Origin of the sequence: Maritalea myrionectae (genome assembly GCF_003433515.1) — a bacterium.
In the GTDB taxonomy this organism is placed as follows: Bacteria; Pseudomonadota; Alphaproteobacteria; order Rhizobiales; family Devosiaceae; genus Maritalea; species Maritalea myrionectae.
In genome coordinates this window covers 2,435,603-2,452,427 of the sequence record NZ_CP021330.1, presented here as the reverse complement: position 1 = coordinate 2,452,427, position 16,825 = coordinate 2,435,603, and the positions used below count along the sequence as shown (strand labels likewise).

Annotated in this window: 15 protein-coding genes; 12 read left to right on the top strand and 3 right to left on the bottom strand. The window is 51.4% G+C overall.

Going from position 1 to position 16,825, the window contains the following annotated elements; all coding sequences use genetic code 11:
• Positions 1-483 precede the first annotated feature (483 nt).
• On the top strand, positions 484-1,125 hold the full coding sequence (locus MXMO3_RS12375) for an imm11 family protein (RefSeq protein ID WP_117396081.1): 642 nt from the start codon (positions 484-486) through the stop codon (positions 1,123-1,125).
• Positions 1,126-1,139: 14 nt separating this feature from the next.
• Positions 1,140-1,838 (top strand): imm11 family protein, encoded by a 699-nt coding sequence (locus MXMO3_RS12370; RefSeq protein ID WP_117396080.1) that lies wholly within the window; start codon positions 1,140-1,142, stop codon positions 1,836-1,838.
• Between the two features lie 80 nt (positions 1,839-1,918).
• On the opposite strand, the gene MXMO3_RS12365 is transcribed toward MXMO3_RS12370, so the two are convergent.
• Positions 1,919-2,461: an outer membrane protein gene (locus MXMO3_RS12365; protein WP_117396079.1), complete on the bottom strand. Its 543-nt coding sequence runs from the start codon at positions 2,459-2,461 to the stop codon at positions 1,919-1,921.
• Between the two features lie 369 nt (positions 2,462-2,830).
• Here MXMO3_RS12365 and guaB point away from each other — a divergent pair, with 369 nt between their 5' ends.
• From guaB to MXMO3_RS12345, 4 genes are all read left to right on the top strand, one after another.
• Positions 2,831-4,333: an IMP dehydrogenase gene (guaB, locus tag MXMO3_RS12360; RefSeq protein ID WP_027833418.1), complete on the top strand. Its 1,503-nt coding sequence runs from the start codon at positions 2,831-2,833 to the stop codon at positions 4,331-4,333.
• Entirely contained in the window at positions 4,333-4,761 is a 429-nt protein-coding gene (locus MXMO3_RS12355) for an MAPEG family protein (protein WP_027833417.1), read from the top strand. Before guaB ends, MXMO3_RS12355 begins: the two co-directional genes overlap by 1 nt.
• Before the next feature lie 7 nt (positions 4,762-4,768).
• Entirely contained in the window at positions 4,769-6,064 is a 1,296-nt protein-coding gene (locus MXMO3_RS12350; protein ID WP_117396078.1) for an RsmB/NOP family class I SAM-dependent RNA methyltransferase, read from the top strand.
• A 75-nt stretch (positions 6,065-6,139) separates the two neighbouring features.
• Positions 6,140-7,537 carry an HD-GYP domain-containing protein gene (locus MXMO3_RS12345; protein ID WP_117396077.1) on the top strand — a complete coding sequence of 466 codons (1,398 nt, stop codon included), beginning with the start codon at positions 6,140-6,142 and terminating at the stop codon, positions 7,535-7,537.
• Positions 7,538-7,977: 440 nt separating this feature from the next.
• On the opposite strand, the gene MXMO3_RS12335 is transcribed toward MXMO3_RS12345, so the two are convergent.
• Positions 7,978-8,913, bottom strand: coding sequence for a hypothetical protein (locus MXMO3_RS12335; protein ID WP_117396075.1), 936 nt, complete (start codon positions 8,911-8,913; stop codon positions 7,978-7,980).
• Between the two features lie 325 nt (positions 8,914-9,238).
• Here MXMO3_RS12335 and MXMO3_RS12330 point away from each other — a divergent pair, with 325 nt between their 5' ends.
• A complete protein-coding gene (locus tag MXMO3_RS12330) occupies positions 9,239-9,664 on the top strand; it encodes a hypothetical protein (protein WP_117396074.1) in 426 nt (141 codons plus the stop codon).
• A gap of 38 nt (positions 9,665-9,702) precedes the next feature.
• Here MXMO3_RS12330 and MXMO3_RS12325 read toward each other — a convergent pair whose 3' ends face one another.
• Positions 9,703-11,022 (bottom strand): DEAD/DEAH box helicase, encoded by a 1,320-nt coding sequence (locus tag MXMO3_RS12325; protein WP_051213060.1) that lies wholly within the window; start codon positions 11,020-11,022, stop codon positions 9,703-9,705.
• A 251-nt stretch (positions 11,023-11,273) separates the two neighbouring features.
• On the opposite strand from MXMO3_RS12325, the gene MXMO3_RS12320 reads away from it, so the two are divergent.
• From MXMO3_RS12320 to MXMO3_RS12300, 5 genes are all read left to right on the top strand, one after another.
• Positions 11,274-11,825, top strand: a complete 552-nt coding sequence (locus tag MXMO3_RS12320; RefSeq protein ID WP_117396073.1) for a helix-turn-helix domain-containing protein — start codon at positions 11,274-11,276, stop codon at positions 11,823-11,825.
• A 6-nt stretch (positions 11,826-11,831) separates the two neighbouring features.
• Complete coding sequence (locus tag MXMO3_RS12315; RefSeq protein WP_117396072.1) at positions 11,832-12,377, top strand: GNAT family N-acetyltransferase; 546 nt, start codon at positions 11,832-11,834, stop codon at positions 12,375-12,377.
• Positions 12,359-12,817, top strand: coding sequence for a DMT family transporter (locus MXMO3_RS12310; protein WP_117396071.1), 459 nt, complete (start codon positions 12,359-12,361; stop codon positions 12,815-12,817). Before MXMO3_RS12315 ends, MXMO3_RS12310 begins: the two co-directional genes overlap by 19 nt.
• Positions 12,818-12,930: 113 nt before the next feature.
• Positions 12,931-14,499, top strand: a complete 1,569-nt coding sequence (gene guaA, locus MXMO3_RS12305) for a glutamine-hydrolyzing GMP synthase (protein WP_117396070.1) — start codon at positions 12,931-12,933, stop codon at positions 14,497-14,499.
• Between the two features lie 174 nt (positions 14,500-14,673).
• Complete coding sequence (locus MXMO3_RS12300; RefSeq protein WP_117396069.1) at positions 14,674-16,722, top strand: acyltransferase family protein; 2,049 nt, start codon at positions 14,674-14,676, stop codon at positions 16,720-16,722.
• The last annotated feature ends 103 nt before the right edge of the window (positions 16,723-16,825 follow it).

Sequence of the window (16,825 nt, the reverse complement as noted above, 5' to 3'; positions counted from 1 at the left end):
CGCGCCAACGGCATTTTTCGCTCAGCCAATCTGGTTCGGGGTGCTGACCCAATATCCCCATCCTTAAAAAGGACGCCCTCGGTGTCGGGCAAAACCAAAAAGGCGGCGCGGCCACCGCGTCCGGCAAACCCACCGTCTCTCCCTTCGCGCGGCCAGCTGGCCGCATATACCCCGATCATCCGTCAACAATCCGCTTGGGGCAGGAGATGAGTGTGATTTTATCATGGTCCAGAGGGGCGGGGATAAGTTTGGTGGTTGATGTTACTAAACCGCTGTGGCCATGAATTGTGTTTAGGTTGAAATCGGTTTTAATTCTTAATGGTTTAGCAGGAGAAAGTAGTGATATTTCTGCTGAATAACATCTGAATAATATTTACAGTTTTCTACTTAAAGTTGATTTTAAACCAGATATTCATGTCTGAAAGCTGTGTGAGACAAGATGTCCTTTTGATGGAAATATTTCCCAGTCAGTGGGAGATTTAAATGTCACTAGTTGAGGAGACAGAACAGACCATGGTTTATCGCATGTTCCATAAAAAGCAGGAAATGTACAGCTACGAAACGGAAAGATTGGATGGCGACCTGAATAAGGTTTACCTTCTTGATACTACTGAGGACGGAGGAAGAAGGATAGACCCGTTTGATCGATATGCAGGTCGCCCAATTGACCCGACATATCTTCCTACCAAAGTTAAATTTGGAGGGCCTAAGCGAGAAATAACAGACGTGTATATGGCAGGTGCCTATCTGGTTAGCGAAAAATTCAAAGTGGTTGTTGATGAGCTTGAGCCGGAAACGCACCAGTTTTTTCCGGTTGAGCTGTTTTGGTCTGATGGCAGCTCGGCGGGCCAGCGATATTGGTTTTTCCCCTGCAATCGCTTGGACACGGTCGACGAAGAAAAAACAACCAAAAATCGTCGGGGAAAACTTTGGCATCCAGGTAGAGATTTTGAAAATGACGGTCAATTTGTTTTCAATCGGAACCAAATCAATGGGCACCATATCTGGATTGATAAGTTTATGGTCGGCATTATCGGCATATTGATGAGCAATCAAATGCATGATGCTCTTCTGGCTGCCGGGGTAACCGGAATGGGGTTTAATGCGTTTGAAGAGACTGATTAGTTCGAAATTTTAAAATGGCCGTTGAGGCATTAGGTCATAATCCCTCGGCTGAGGAGCAAGAAATGCCAGTTTATACAATAACGGATGACCCTTATTACGACGAAGCTGCGGGCGGCAACGATGAAGTCAATGAGATACTCGATGGCGACTTCAAAGAGGCGTTTCCGATTGGCATTGATTTCGACCCAGGTGTGAGGGCCGCATTTTATGATGACGGCATGATCATTCATCAGGACGCGAGATATCAAGGGCTCCCGGTAGATATGTCTGGTGTACCCAAAAAAATTCGATGGGGTGGCCGCAAGCGCGCCCTGGGTGACCTCCAAATGACGGCGAGCCACTTTCTTGTGAGTCTGAAGCTGCGCGATGTGATTGAAAGGCTTGAACCGGGGGTGCATCAGTTCCAGTCGACTGAGATCATATGGAAAAAGGACAATAGCCATGTGGCGGACTTTTTTTGGTTTAATCCCTGCAATCGGATCGATGCAATAGATAAAGACCATTCAACCCATCCGTTTAAGGAGAAGGCAGGCAAATGGGATTTTGTTGATGGCGGAAAATATGTTGTTAGCCTCGCCAAGATTGCTGGCAAACATATTTGGGTAGATTCAAGAACATATTCCAGAGGAGTTTGGGTTTCTGAAGGGTTTTATAAGGCCGCAGAAGAGGCGGGTATCAAGGGCATCAAGTTTTCGCGGCAAAAGGTGATTTGAGACGTTGTCTGCATCTTTGTCGCTGCTATGAAAAATCCCCGACCAAGGGCCGGGGATTGAAACTGAAATGCTGTAGCAGCCTAGAAGTGCCAGAGGGCTGAAGCACCAAAGCTGTGGCCTGTATAGCCAGTGTCGGACCAGCCGAGATATTTATACTCCAGATCGATAGAGACATCGTCTGATATGGCGAATTCTGTGCCCAGACCAACAGTTGTATATTGCGCGCCGCTTTCATAGTGCAGGCGGCCAATGCCTGCATAAATCAGCACATCCTGGTCGATCAAATAACCTGCACGGGCTTCAACGCCGCCGTGGCCACCATAGATGCCGGAGGACATGTCGCGGCTGGCGCCGAGGAATATTTCTGCGCCGAACAAAAAGTCATCATAGGTGGCGTTAACGCCGACGATGGCATCCAAATGCGCCATTGTGTCAGTGCCTGAATCCACTGCGATCGATGCGCCGCCAAGGCCCACGCCCGCATAAAACCCATCCCAGTCGAAACCGGATTGCACATAGTCTGTGGGCAGGGGAGGGTAATCAATCGGATCGCCAGCCATGGCCTGGCCGGTCATGAGCAAGGATGCGGTTGCGAGCAAGAGTGCAGATTTGAAAGTGGTCATAGATTGAAGCCCCCGAGAATCTTATATTCAATTAATAGATCGTTAGGGTTAATAGAGGGTTTACGAATTTGTGGGTCTGGCAGGGCCCAGCCCAATCCTTGAAGAGGTTTATGGCGCTTTTTAGAGGATGAAAGGGCGAGCCCAATTGCCTCATTTGGCCAGATGTTTTGGCCTGTTGGCGTGTTGCCCCGCTTGTTAATCGCCGTTGAGGTGCCAATCTCTTAAAAACTTCTTAAAATTTAAGCGCTGCCCCTCTATGCAAACACAGAGTCGCGTGGTATTGACCCTCGCCAACCATAGTATGGTGGCGCTTCCCCCACCGTCCTGTGATCGTTCCGAAAAATCTGCTTCCGACGGAGGGCTCGACCCGTGGCAAAAATCATTTCCACCGCAACTGGCGATATCGCTTTAACTTTTGACGACGTGCTGTTGCAGCCCGCTGAATCCAGCGTGATGCCTGCGGATGTCGACATCCGCACCCGCGTGACCAAAGACATTGAGCTGACATTGCCCATCTTGTCCTCCGCGATGGACACGGTGACCGAATCCAAAATGGCCATCGCCTTGGCGCAAGCCGGGGGCATGGGCGTTATCCACCGCAACTTGACGCCGGAAGAACAGGCCGAGCAGGTTAAGCAGGTCAAGCATTTTGAAAGCGGCATGGTGGTCAACCCGATCACCATTGGCCCAGAGGCGCCCTTGGAAGCAGCTTTGGCGATCATGGAGCAGCGCAACATTTCTGGCGTGCCAGTGGTGGAGAATGGTGGCATGGGCGGCCGCAATATCGGCAAGCTCGTGGGCATTTTGACCAACCGCGACGTGCGCTTTGCCACCAACATGCAGCAGCCCATTTCTGAATTGATGACCCATCAAAATCTGATCACCGTGAAGGACGGGTCAACGCAGGACGAAGCCAAACGCCTGCTGCACGCCAACCGGATCGAAAAGCTGCTGGTGGTGGACGAAAATTATCATTGTGTCGGCTTGATCACCGTAAAAGATATTGAAAAAGCCCAACTGAACCCGAACGCGATTAAGGACAGCAAAGGCCGTTTGCGCTGCGCTGCTGCTTCAACTGTGGGCGACAAAGGCTATGAGCGCTCATTGCGCTTGATCGATGCAGAGGTTGACCTGTTGGTGATCGACACAGCCCACGGCCACAACACACAAGTGGCACAAGTTGTGTCGCGGTTGAAAAAAGAAAATTCAAAAGTGCGGATCGTTGCAGGCAACGTGGCCACAGCCGAAGCGACACGCGCACTGATCGATGCGGGGGCAGACGCCGTGAAAGTGGGCATTGGGCCAGGCTCAATCTGCACCACACGCATCGTCGCTGGTGTGGGCGTGCCTCAGCTTGCCGCCGTTATGGCCTGTGCTGAAGAAGCGGCAAAGTCTGACATTCCGATCATCGCCGATGGCGGAATCAAATTCTCAGGGGATTTGGCTAAAGCATTGGCCGGTGGGGCAAATTGCGCCATGGTCGGTTCGCTTTTGGCGGGTACGGATGAAAGCCCCGGCGAAGTTTACCTCTATCAGGGCCGCTCCTATAAATCCTATCGTGGCATGGGTTCTGTGGGCGCCATGGCGCGCGGTTCTGCCGACCGCTACTTCCAGCAAGAAGTCAGCGACAGCATGAAGCTGGTGCCTGAAGGCATTGAAGGCCAAGTGCCCTATAAGGGCCCGGCGGGCAATGTGTTGCACCAACTGGCTGGCGGCTTGCGCGCGGCCATGGGCTATACCGGATCGCCGGATTTGAAATCATTCCGTGAAGAAGCGCAATTTGTGCAAATCTCTGGCGCGTCATTGAGTGAAAGCCACGTGCACGACGTGTCGATCACCCGTGAAAGCCCGAACTATCGCGGTGGGCGTTAATGACAGGTTTTGAAAAGCTGCTTTTGCTGACCACCTTTGCACAAGTGGCTCTAACGCTTGGGGTTCTATTTTACCTGGGGCGGCTGCGGCTGCCCTTGGTGCAATCGGGCGAAGTGAAAGTGGCGGACATTGCGCTGAATGACGGCAATTGGCCGGAACAGTCGCAACAGGTGGCCAATAATTTCAACAACCAATTCCAATTGCCGGTGCTGTTTTATGCCGGTGTGGCGATTTGCCTTGCGGTGCGGTTTGTGCCGGGCATCTTTTTGCTGTGCGCGATTGGCTTTGTGATCACGCGATATGTGCATGCCTATATCCATTGCACCACAAACCGTGTATATCGCCGGTTCTACGCTTATTTTGCGGGCCTTTCCTTGTTGACCATCGGCTGGATTGACCTCGTGATTGAGCTAATTTGGGTTTTGTGAGGCGAGAATGCGTTTACCGGGCAGATTAAGTGCAGCGATTGAAGTGCTCAATGATATTGAACAGCGCAAGCGGCCTGTGGCCGACGCCCTGAAAGATTGGGGTTTGTCGCATCGCTTTGCCGGGTCGGGCGACCGCGCGGCCATTGGCAACATTGTTTATGATGCCCTGCGCAAAAAGCTGAGCAATGCCCATATTGCGGGTGGCAACACCGGGCGGCATTTGGCGCTGGCGACCTTGGTGCGCGAGTGGGGCGAAACGCCCGAAAGCCTCAACGCTCAATTTGAGGGCGATAAGTTTGCGCCCGAACCTGTGAGCGAAAAAGAGGCCGCGATGCTGACGCGCGCCAATCCGCTGGCCGATGCGCCACTGCACGTGCAGGCGGACATTCCCGAATGGTGCCAGAATTCGTTTGAGCGCAATTTTGATGAGGAATGGGTTGATGAGGGCGTTGCCCTGGCCAGCCGTCCGCCAGTTGATCTGCGGGTGAATACGCTCAAATCCAACCGCGACAAAGTGCTCAAAGCCTTAAAACGCGTCAAGCCAGTGGCTACTGAAATCGCCTTAAGCGGTGTTCGCATGCCCGCGGGCACGCGCGACTCGCGCACGCCCAATGTGCAGGCAGAAGAAGGCTTTCAAAAAGGCTGGTATGAAATTCAGGACGAGGGCAGTCAGATCGTTTCCGATCTCATCTTTGCCCGTCCGGGGGAAAAGGTGCTTGACCTGTGCGCTGGGGCAGGAGGCAAAAGCCTCGCCATGTCTGCTGCGATGGAAAACAAAGGCCAGATCTTTGCCTATGACAGCGACCGCAAGCGCTTGTCGGCCATTTTTGAGCGCATCAAACGCGCGGGCACACGCAATATTCAAGTGCGCCAGCCTGAAGATGGTTCGCTGGATGACCTGCTCGACAGCATGGATAAAGTTGTGGTTGATGCGCCGTGCACCGGATCTGGCACATGGCGCCGCCGTCCCGACGCCAAATGGCGCCTAAGCCGCGAACAACTCGATGTGCGCCTGCAAGAGCAAGAGGAAGTGCTTTCGCAAGCCATTTCCTTTGTCAAAGTCGGCGGCTTTTTGGTTTACATCACCTGTTCCGTTTTCCCAGAGGAAAATGAAGGCCAGATTTATGCGTTTCTGGATGAAAATCCAAGCTTTGAACTGGTGTCGGCAGGGGAGGTTTGGCAGGATTTGTTTGGCTTTGATAAGCCGCAACCTTGGTCATCAGACCTCAAATCCATTACCCTGACGCCCGGCACAACCGGCACGGATGGATTTTACTTCGCCGTGATGCAGCGTAACGCCTAAAATTATTGCCTGCTTTAGTGGAACGTTAAAGCAAACAGCCTAACTTGGCGAAAATCCCTTTCGTCAGAGGCGAAGATGGCACCTGCGCAGCCAAAAACCAAAATCCGCGTGGCCGAACTGCTTTCCGCGCTCAGCCATGCGCTGGACATCACTGAAGGTCAACCCGTTGGCCACTGCGTCCGCGCGTGTTGGACGGGCATCAATGTCGGGCAAAAACTTGGGCTGACCCAAGCGCAATTGTCCGACCTCTATTACACGATTTTGCTGAAAGATTTGGGCTGTTCCAGCAACGCAGCACGCATCTGCGCGCACTATCTGGCCGACGATTTGACCTTTAAACGTGAGTTTAAAAAGGTTGATGGGAGCCTGCCGCAGGTCTTAAATTTTGTGATCACCCAATCAGGGGTCAAAGCCAGTATGGCCGACCGATTCCGCTCGATTGTCAGCACGCTGCGCCATGGCGGCGAGATCACCCGTGAACTGCTGGAAACGCGGTGCCAGCGCGGGGCGGAAATCGCCCGGCAAATGCACTTCAACGACAATGTGCAGCAGGGGATTTTGAATCTTGATGAACATTGGGATGGCCGGGGGCAGCCCGACAAGCTGAAAGGCCCTGAAATTCCGCTTTATTCGCAAATCGCGCTGCTGGGGCAGGTGGTTGACGTTTATTATATGAATGACGGTCGCGCGGAAGCCATCAATGCTGTGCAATCGCGGTCCGGCAGTTGGTTTGATCCAAAGGTGGCGGATGCTTTTTTGGCGCTGGCCGACGACCAAGCCTATTGGAAAACCTTGGCACGAGATGACCTTTCAAAAGTCATTTATGAATTTGAGCCCGGCCAGGGCGCACGCATCGCCGACGAAGACTATTTGGACGACATTGCTCAAGCCTTCGCGCAAGTGGTCGACAGCAAAAGCCCCTTCACAGCCGGGCATTCCGAACGGGTGACATTATTCGCCGACCTGATTGCCGAGCAGATGGGTTATTCAGCAGAAAAACGCCGCTGGTTGCGCCGTGCGGCCCTGTTGCACGATATTGGTAAGCTGGGCGTGTCCAACTCCGTGCTCGATAAGCCGGGGCGGCTGGATGAGGATGAGTTCAAAGAAATCAAAAAGCACCCCGTTTTTTCAATGGAGATATTGGCCAACATCAAAGCTTTTGGTGACATTGCACCCGTCGCTGGCGGCCATCATGAACGTTTGGACGGCAAAGGCTATCCCAAAGGCCTTAGGGGCGATCAGATCGATATGGACACGCGCATTGTGACCGTTGCCGACATTTTCGACGCCTTGACTGCGGACCGACCTTACCGTGCGGCCATGCCGGTTGAAAAAGCACTCGGCATTATGCGCGAAATGGTGGATGACGCCATTGACCGCAATTGCTTCACCGCCCTTTGCGCAGCGATTGCCAAGTTCGACCAATTGCCGACGATAGAAAACCATGCAGGCGAGCTGAAAGCGGCCGTATAGCGTCTGAAAATTCGACGTTTTCTAAGGGAAGTTTGAAAATCGCACTTATGGCAACGTCGAAAAATATTCTTCTCAGCGCATTTTTGATTGTTTTGCTTGCGGCCATTGATTGGGGGATTTTGTCCCAAATCATCGCGTCAATCATATATGTTTTTGGCACATCGCGAGGCGTAGGGTTTGGCATTACACTTCACTATACGCACCAGATGCTTGCCGCGATAACGGCGCTCGGTCTGCTTGTTTCGACATTTCGCAGTGTCAAAATTGCACTTATCGCGATGCTTGTCGGGCACGGTGCAGTGATGATTTATCTTTGGCCGAGCACAGATTCGAAGAAGTTCATGGCGGTGGTCGTCAGTTCCTACATCTTGTCTTTTCTAATGCTGAAACTGTTCAACAAGGCACGTTCCTATTTGCGCCTCACGTGATCTGCACACAAATCATTTGCCGTGTTGTTGCCCATAGACGCGAAGAACCCGCAACGCCATCAAAGTGGTCCAGCGGCTGGGTTGGCGGCCCTGTTCCATCTTGAAATGTACTTGTCCTGCGCGCGCAGCCTCGGTGCGCCAGCGGCCATCCTTTCGCCGCTTGGTGCGCAAAACATCTATCGCATCTTGCATTCGATCATCCCATGGGATCTGCGCCGCCTGAAAATAATCGAGGGCCCGCAAAATATTGTAGTACCAGCGCGGTGGGAAGCTGAGTTGCAAGAAGTCTTTGCGGATAATCTCACCCGTATGGTCCGACTTATAGAACCGGTGCAGCAAAACGAATTCCCGCGCCGCAGCTGCGCAGGCCTTCAATTCGTCGGCGCGATAGGCGTGGCCATTGCGCAAATATTCGTGGATGCCTTCCAACACTGAGATGGTGGAATGCAACGAGCTGTGATGCGCGCCAGAACGGTTGGACATGCAGTTAAAACCGCCATCTTGCATGTGTTGGCCAAGCAGAAAGTCGATGATCGACACCAAATCAGGGGCAGGGGTGCCGAAATAGCTGGCATAATTCAGCACCATGCCGTTGACGCAGACATCACTGCGGGGGTGGGAATGCCCGCACCGAATCCCGCCATCATCGGCCTTTTGCTCAGCAAAAATCTTGCGAATGCTATCGCGGCTAGGGTCATGATCGGGGGCAATATTCAACAATTTCAGATCCAGCAGCGTATAATGCGAGCTGATCCATTTGGGTTGATAGAAGCGATCGCCCCACACCCCGTCGGGCTTGCGCGCCGCCAAATACTGCGCGCCCCAACCCTCCCTTGCAATGCGCGCACGAATGTCGGGCCGTTCTATATCCAGAAGGTCGCGATAGGTCTGGTACTGAATGGCCGGATCGCCGACCAAAAGCCAATCGATGATTTCATCCTGAGTCATGGCAATAGATTAGCATGCGGCGAGGGGGATGAGTTGATTCTGGTCAAAGGGTACGTAACAGGTGATCTTTGGCCCCGGATCAAGTCCGGGGCGGTGAAACTGGCAAATGCATCCCGTGTGGTTGGGGGGAAGCTGTCGAAGGAGACTCAGGATGAGCGCTATTCAATCCAATCTCCTCTCGGGCCATCCCGACCCCGAGCCGGGATCGATCAGAATCGCTGTGTGAAATTACAAATTTTAAAGAACAGCGCGTTGAATGGTTGTGACTTGCCATCATAAACGGTCGGCATTATTGTGTTGGCATTATTTAACATGGTTTTTAATAATGAAGCATTTTACTGAACTTTTCCTCGATCATTTATTGAATGTTCGACAGATAAAATTTGCGGTCATTGGCGTCGCAGTGTATCTCTCCTTAGCCTATTCTGGATATGGCGAGGTCCCCCAATCGAAACAGATTGGCGCAGCGCTCATGAGCGGTCTCACATTTTTCTCACCTGCATTAGTAAGCGCCTATTTTCATATTGCTGCAGATGAATCAGATTGGAGGAAGGCGCAGGCTAGGGTGTCTATGAAAAAACATCTGGTTGTGTATGGCATACATTCACCATTAGTACTTTTAGTTGTTTGGCTTTTGCAACTTCCGAGCTGGGTCTATTTTTTCATGTTGGCATTTATAGTGGGCACTTTTTATTGGGATGTTTGGCGTCTTAATCGTGACAATCCACACACCCCAAAAAAAAGCCGCTGAAAAATCAGCGGCTTTCAAATTTTTACCTGTCAACCAAACTACGCTGCGTCGCGACGTGGCTTGCGGCTGCGTGGCTTGCCGCCTTTGCGGGGGGCGTTTTTCGGGGCAGAATTTTTGTGCTGCCCGTCACGACCGCCGCCGCCATTGTTACGGCCACCGCGTGGTGGGCCACCGCGACCGCGGCGTTGGTTGCGTTTTGGTGGAGCGCCACGTGGGATTTCGATTTCCACGCTTTCGCCTTCCAAATCAACTGCAGGAATATCCAACTTGATCAAACGCTGGATCAGGCCCAAATAGGGGCGCTCTTCAGCATCACAGAAGGAAATCGCCAAGCCAGATGCACCAGCACGGGCCGTACGGCCAATACGGTGCACATATGATTCAGCCACTTCAGGCAATTCATAATTGATCACCAAGCCAACGCCAGGCACGTCAATGCCCCGCGCAGCAATGTCAGTCGCGACCAACACTTTGCAGGCACCTTTTTTGAATTGCTTGAGCGCACGCTCGCGCTGATTGTGTGACTTGTTGCCGTGGATTGCAGCGGCTTTGATGCCGGACACGCCAAGACGCTTGGTCACTTTATCAGCACCGCGCTTTGTGCGGGTGAACACGATGGCTGTTTTGTCATCATGCTCCAACAACACGTCAGAGATCGCTTCAATCTTGTCGCCTTTGCCCATGGAAATAACCATTTGCTCGACTTTGTCGGCAGTTGGCTTGTTCGATGGCACAGAAAGTTCAAGCGGCTGGTGCAAATGTGAATTGCTCAGCTTGCGGATCTCTTTTGGCATAGTAGCAGAGAACAGAAGGGTCTGACGCTCAGTTGGTGTCAGGTTCAAAATCTCTTTGATGGCAGGCAGGAAGCCAATATCAAGCATTTGGTCGGCTTCGTCGAGAACGGCAATCTGCACATCATCCAATGTCAGCGCATTTTGCTTCAACATGTCCTGCAAACGGCCTGGTGTGGCGATCAAAATGTCGACACCCTGCTGCAACTGGTTTTTCTGCACGCGATAAGACACGCCGCCAACAATAGTGGCCACACGCAAATTGGTGCGGGCCGAATAGTTGCGTACAGATTCATGAATCTGCGCAGCCAACTCACGGGTTGGTGACAAGATCAAAGCGCGCAAACGCTTGTTCTTTGGCACCGCGCCTTGGGCTTGCAATTTATGCACGATCGGCAGCGCGAACGCCGCGGTTTTGCCGGTGCCTGTTTGGGCGAGGCCCACAATATCACGCCCATCCAACGCAGCCGGAATGGCTTTTGATTGAATAGGGGTGGGCTCGTTCAAGCCTAGTTTAGGCAAAACGGCAAGAATCGGCTTTGCTAAGCCGAATAATTCAAAACTCAATGGGATATCTTTCGTTTGTTGGCGCCGGCAGCATCCGAGTCACGTTGCTCGGCATATGGCATTGATTGCCATTCTGATAGCGCGTGGCCAAAAAATCATTTTCGGGCCGGTCCAATAATGCGCCCATTCAACATTTAGCGCGATCAAAGTCAAGCGAATTCAGGAAATAAGCCCGATTGCGCCGTTTTCCGGCACAAATTAGCTATTGCCATTTATGAGAAAATATCTCATTTTAGAGAAATGGAGGCAATATGGACAGTTTTTCAACCAATCTGGCCGCACGGCTGAAGCAATTGCGATTAGACACAGATTTGACGCTCGATCAATTGGCGCAGCAAAGCACCATTAGTCGCGCCACCCTGTCACGTCTGGAAAAAGGTGAGGTGAGCCCAACAGCTGAAGTGCTGGGCAAATTGTGTGCGGTTTATGGCCTGCCCATGTCGCGCCTGATGGCGATGGTGGAAGACGAGTTTGTGCCCTTGGTGCGCGCGGCTGATCAAGATGTGTGGCACGACGCCAAATCCGGATTTACACGCACCAAAGTGTCACCGCCTGCTGAAAAACTCAAAGCCGAAGTCATTCGCGGCACGTTGGAACCGGGCAAGCAGATTATCTATGACCAGCCATCGCTGGCGGGGTTAGAGCATCATTTGATCATGCTGGAGGGTGCGCTCTTTATCCGCGTCGATGACCATCACTTTAGCCTGAAGGCAGGCGATTGCCTGCGCTATCAATTGTTCGCCAGTTCGGAATTTATCACCCCGCCCGATAGCGGTGCGGACTATTTTATTGTTCTTGTGTGAGGCACCATGAAGATTATTCGCGCAACCCTGGAGGCGTTTGACGAGCAACTCGATCAGCTTATCGAGATTTTGCAGCATACCGTGAACAATGGCGCCGCGGTGGGCTTTATCGCGCCGCTCAGTGCCGAGCGGGCGACACAATTCTGGCAGGAGACGATCCGGCCCGCCGTGGCCAGCGGCGACCGGGCTTTGTTTTTGGCGCTGGAAGAGGGGCGGGCCGTGGGCACGGCGCAATTGATATTAGGGATGCCCGACAATCAGCCCCATCGTGGGGAAGTCTCTAAAATGATGGTGCATCCTGACCATCGCCGCAAAGGCATTGCCCACCAACTGATCGCGCGGCTGGAAGAGGAGGCAAGGGCCCATGATCGCTGGCAGATCACGCTGGACACACGCACAGGCGGCGGGGCAGAACCGTTCTATCACCGCATGGGCTATAAGGTGGCCGGGATCATTCCCAATTTTGGAAAAAACGCCACTGACGACGCATTCCACGCCACCACCTATATGTATAAAACGCTGGATGAGCGCCGATGCCAACAGGCTGGCTAATCAGCGGGGTGATGGTCGCCGCCATTTTGGGCGGCGCGCTGATCGCAGCGCAGGGCCCCATTTATGCCCGTATGGCAGTGGGCCTGGGCAATCCCATCATTGCGACACTGATTGCTTTTCTGATCGCCACCTGCGCCATAAGTTTGGTTGCCATCCTAACAAGGGTGCCGATGCCCGATATGCGGGCGGTGCGCACCATGCCGCCATGGATATGGCTGGGCGCACTGATCGGCGTTTATCAAGTGTTGGTGTCCATCTTTGCCGTGCCGCGACTGGGCGTGGCGCCCTTTATTCTGCTGGTGATTGTCGGTCAGATTTGCGCCAGCCTGCTTTATGATCATTTCGGCCTGTTTGACCTCAAAATTCGACCCGTGAATGTGCAGGCGATGCTCGGCGCAACACTTGTCTTAATCGGCGCGTTGCTGGTGATTGGGCGGTAAATTCAAGTTGCCGGGCAGCCCGGGCAAATAAAACCGTCAATTGCTCTCACTTTTTGCCAGAATCGGCGTGAATCCCGGTTGCGGAATCTCACAATTGCGGGTAAAGCGTCGCCATGACAGACATCATCCACGACACCACCCAAAATATCCTCATTGTGGACTTCGGTTCACAAGTGACCCAGCTTATTGCACGTCGCGTACGCGAGGCGGGCGTTTATTGCGAAGTTCATCCCTTCAACAATCTTGGCGACAAGCTTGAAACCCTCAAGCCCAAAGGCGTGATCCTTTCCGGTGGCCCGGCAAGCGTGACCGACGACATGGCGCCAGAAATTCACCCTGACATTTGGGCGCTGGATGTGCCGGTGTTCGGCATCTGCTATGGCCAGCAAGCCATGTGCATGTCGCTCGGCGGCAAAGTTGAAGGCGGCGACCACCGCGAATTTGGTCGTGCTGATGTGGAAATCACCGCGCCATGCCCGCTGTTTGAAGGCGTGTGGGAAGTCGGGCAGAAATACCCCGTTTGGATGAGCCATGGTGACCGCGTGGTGGATATTCCCGAAGGGTTTGTGGTGAAAGGCAAATCGCCCGGCGCACCTTTTGCGCTGATCGCTGATGAGGCGAAAAAGCGTTTTGCGGTGCAGTTCCACCCTGAGGTGGTGCACACCCCGGATGGTGCGAAACTAATTTCCAATTTCGTCCATAAAATCTGTGGTTGCGACAATTCATGGACCATGGCGGCCTATCGCGAGATGGCGATTGAACGCATCCGCGAAGAAGTGGGCGACGCCAAAGTGATCTGCGGCCTGTCTGGCGGCGTCGATTCCTCTGTGGCAGCAGTGTTGATCCATGAAGCGATTGGCGATCAGCTAACCTGTATCTTTGTGGATCACGGCCTGTTGCGCATGAATGAAGCGGAAGAAGTGGTGACCCTGTTCCGCGACCATTACAATATTCCGCTGGTGCATGTGGATGCCGAGGACACCTTTATGGGTGAGTTGGACGGCAAATCTGATCCGGAAGAAAAGCGCAAAATCATTGGTCGCTTGTTCATCGAAACCTTTGAAGAGGAAGCGAAAAAAGTGGGCGGCGCGGAATTCTTGGCGCAGGGTACACTTTATCCTGACGTGATCGAAAGCGTCAGCTTTACCGGCGGTCCATCGGTGACCATCAAATCGCACCACAATGTGGGCGGCTTGCCGGAAAAGATGAATTTGAAGCTGGTCGAGCCGCTCCGCGAACTCTTCAAAGACGAAGTGCGCGAACTGGGCCGCGAGCTTGGCTTGCCCGACAGCTTTGTAGGCCGCCACCCGTTCCCCGGACCAGGCCTGGCCATCCGCTGCCCCGGTGGCATCAATAAAGAGAAAGCTGACATTTTGCGTAAAGCCGATGCGATCTATCTCGATGAGATCCGCAAGTCTGGCCAATATGACAAGATCTGGCAGGCCTTCGCCGTGCTACTCCCGGTACAAACCGTTGGCGTGATGGGCGATGGCCGTACCTACGAATTCGTATGCGCCCTGCGGGCTGTTACGTCCGTCGATGGCATGACCGCCGATTTCTATCATTACGATATGGAATTCCTCGGCCGCACCGCCACACGGATCATCAACGAAGTCAAAGGCATCAACCGCGTCGTCTACGACGTGACCTCAAAGCCCCCAGGCACGATTGAATGGGAGTAGAGGGGCGAGAATTTGAATCATCAATATTATTTTACGAAAGAAGTGCTTTAAGAGACTTCTAACAGCAGCCGCTAACTTAGGTCACAACGGAAAAATTATCTATAGAATTGATCTGTGTACTCTTTGTAGTGATAAATCATTGCTGCCTGACAAGCAGTATTCTAGGCGGACTAAGTGATACGCGATAGAAATTTATACAGAGCCGAGATTGATGGTTTACGTGCAGTCGCTGTGGTTAGCGTAATCCTATACCACGCTCAGCTAGTGCTTTTCGAGAGAGTCTGGTTTCAGGGCGGCTTCGTCGGCGTCGACATTTTTTTCGTAATAAGTGGTTATCTCATTACGCGTATCATTCTTTCAGAGCTTCAATTGAAGGGCTCTTTTAACTTTTTGCGCTTTTTTGAAAAAAGGGCGCGCCGAATTCTCCCGATGCTCTTTGCAGTAATTTTTGCTTCTTTGCCTTTTGCATGGCAAAAGTTGTTGCCGTTGGACTTTGTCGAATATGCGCAAAGTATTATCGCGTCTATTTTTTTTGCTTCAAACTTCTTCTTCTATTTCAATACGACACAGTATGGAGCAGATAGTTCGTTATTGAAGCCTCTTCTGCATACTTGGAGTTTGGGAGTTGAAGAGCAGTTTTATTTTGTTTTTCCAGTCTTAGCAACTCTGGCATTTCGGTTTTCTCGGTCCGTCTTTTTGGGGGGGCTGATATCCATATCGGTGTTGAGTTTTCAATTCGCGGTGCTAATGGAGACCCGAGATCCACAACTTAATTTCTACCTGCCTTTTGGTCGATTTTGGGAGTTCGCTATTGGCTCAATCATTGCCTATAGGGAGCTAAGCGGAAAGAAAGCTGGTCACAGACACTTCTGGAGATATTTGCCGCTTATCGGTTTATGCCTCATTGCTTATAGCGTTTTATTTTTTGATCACAATACTCCCCACCCTAGCTATTACACGCTTTTGCCGGTGATTGGTGCTGCAATGATAATCGGCTATGGAAGTAATGATAATCCTGCGGGTAGGCTTTTAAGCTCTAAACCATTCGTTGGGCTAGGGCTGGTAAGCTATTCGGCGTATTTATGGCATTTTCCGATTTTTGCCTTTTCACGAATTGGCGCTGAGCTACCTGAAAACTTTGACAAATTTGTTTTAATCTCTCTAACCCTCGCCCTATCAGTTGTCTCCTATTTTCTTATCGAACAACTATTTCGGAATTCCGTCGGTGTTCGGCGGCTGCTAGCTGCCCTCAGTATCAGCTTCTCGGTGATCTTGTTGGTCACCTTTTATATTATTTCGTCTAACGGAGTGCCCACAAATCTACGTCTGGGATTTAATGTGAAACTTATCGATACTATTACGAGGCCGTCTGAGTATTTTGAAGATGTGACATCCAATACGTGTAAAGATAGTGTGGTTGTTGCAGCCGCTGAATGGTGTAAAATTGGTGATGCCGCAAATAGTGATTTCAAATTCATTGTTTTGGGCGACTCGCACAGTAAGTCATCGACAAAAACTCTTGGTAAAATAATGTCTGAACGAGGACACTCTGGATTATATTTCGGAACAAGTGGCTGTCTGCCTTTATTGGATGTCTACGCGTTTAGGGGTGAGCCTCATCCGAATTTGCAATCGCAAGAATGTCAGCGTCATGTTAAGGCGGCCCTGCGTTTGGCAAACGCGCAGCAAGTAAAAAAAGTGATACTAATCGCACGTTGGGACTATTATGTGGATGGCTCAAACTCCGGTGATTGGAATCCGATTACCGATAATTTGTTTGCAGAGCCCAAAAAGGAATTTGCAAAAAAAGTTTATAGTGAAGCCGTAAAAAGAACCTACGAATTGTTTTCAAGGGAAAGTGTCGATCTAGTTGTGTTGCTGCAAGTACCTCACAACTCAGTAAATCCAAAGAGAATTTTTGAAGGTTTGTTAAAACTACGCAGTGCAGATGAAATAAAAATTTATCTGGAAAGCAAAAGTGAATATTTTATCTCTGTGGAAAGTCATCGAAAACGTCAAATGATTGCAAATGAGGCCTGGTTTGAAGTCGAAAAAAATAATTCAGAATTTATAAGTATAATTGACCCAACCGATGTGTTTTGCAATGAGCAAAAATGCCCAATATATAATGAAAAGCACTCATTTTATTTTGACGATGATCACGCATCTACTGCTGGGTTTTCTCGTTTGGAAGCGTATTTTAGGGATGCACTTGCTGACTAGCTTTAGTAAGCTTAAATCTCCAAGTTGGAGAAAAAGAATTTGTCACGTTTGGCTTTAGGCTGAATTTGGAAGCAAGCATGTAGTTTAAAATAAGAAAATGGGT

What these genes read in the sequence shown, in the direction of transcription:
- MXMO3_RS12350 (WP_117396078.1), top strand. Translation starts at nt 4,769, where the DNA reads ATGCGTTTACCGGGCAGATTAAGTGCAGCGATTGAAGTGCTCAATGAT.
- MXMO3_RS12335 (WP_117396075.1), bottom strand. Translation starts at nt 8,913, where the DNA reads ATGACTCAGGATGAAATCATCGATTGGCTTTTGGTCGGCGATCCGGCC.
- MXMO3_RS12370 (WP_117396080.1), top strand. Translation starts at nt 1,140, where the DNA reads ATGGCCGTTGAGGCATTAGGTCATAATCCCTCGGCTGAGGAGCAAGAA.
- MXMO3_RS12315 (WP_117396072.1), top strand. Translation starts at nt 11,832, where the DNA reads ATGAAGATTATTCGCGCAACCCTGGAGGCGTTTGACGAGCAACTCGAT.
- MXMO3_RS12320 (WP_117396073.1), top strand. Translation starts at nt 11,274, where the DNA reads ATGGACAGTTTTTCAACCAATCTGGCCGCACGGCTGAAGCAATTGCGA.
- MXMO3_RS12345 (WP_117396077.1), top strand. Translation starts at nt 6,140, where the DNA reads ATGGCACCTGCGCAGCCAAAAACCAAAATCCGCGTGGCCGAACTGCTT.
- MXMO3_RS12330 (WP_117396074.1), top strand. Translation starts at nt 9,239, where the DNA reads ATGAAGCATTTTACTGAACTTTTCCTCGATCATTTATTGAATGTTCGA.
- MXMO3_RS12355 (WP_027833417.1), top strand. Translation starts at nt 4,333, where the DNA reads ATGACAGGTTTTGAAAAGCTGCTTTTGCTGACCACCTTTGCACAAGTG.
- MXMO3_RS12310 (WP_117396071.1), top strand. Translation starts at nt 12,359, where the DNA reads ATGCCAACAGGCTGGCTAATCAGCGGGGTGATGGTCGCCGCCATTTTG.
- MXMO3_RS12375 (WP_117396081.1), top strand. Translation starts at nt 484, where the DNA reads ATGTCACTAGTTGAGGAGACAGAACAGACCATGGTTTATCGCATGTTC.
- guaA (WP_117396070.1), top strand. Translation starts at nt 12,931, where the DNA reads ATGACAGACATCATCCACGACACCACCCAAAATATCCTCATTGTGGAC.
- MXMO3_RS12365 (WP_117396079.1), bottom strand. Translation starts at nt 2,461, where the DNA reads ATGACCACTTTCAAATCTGCACTCTTGCTCGCAACCGCATCCTTGCTC.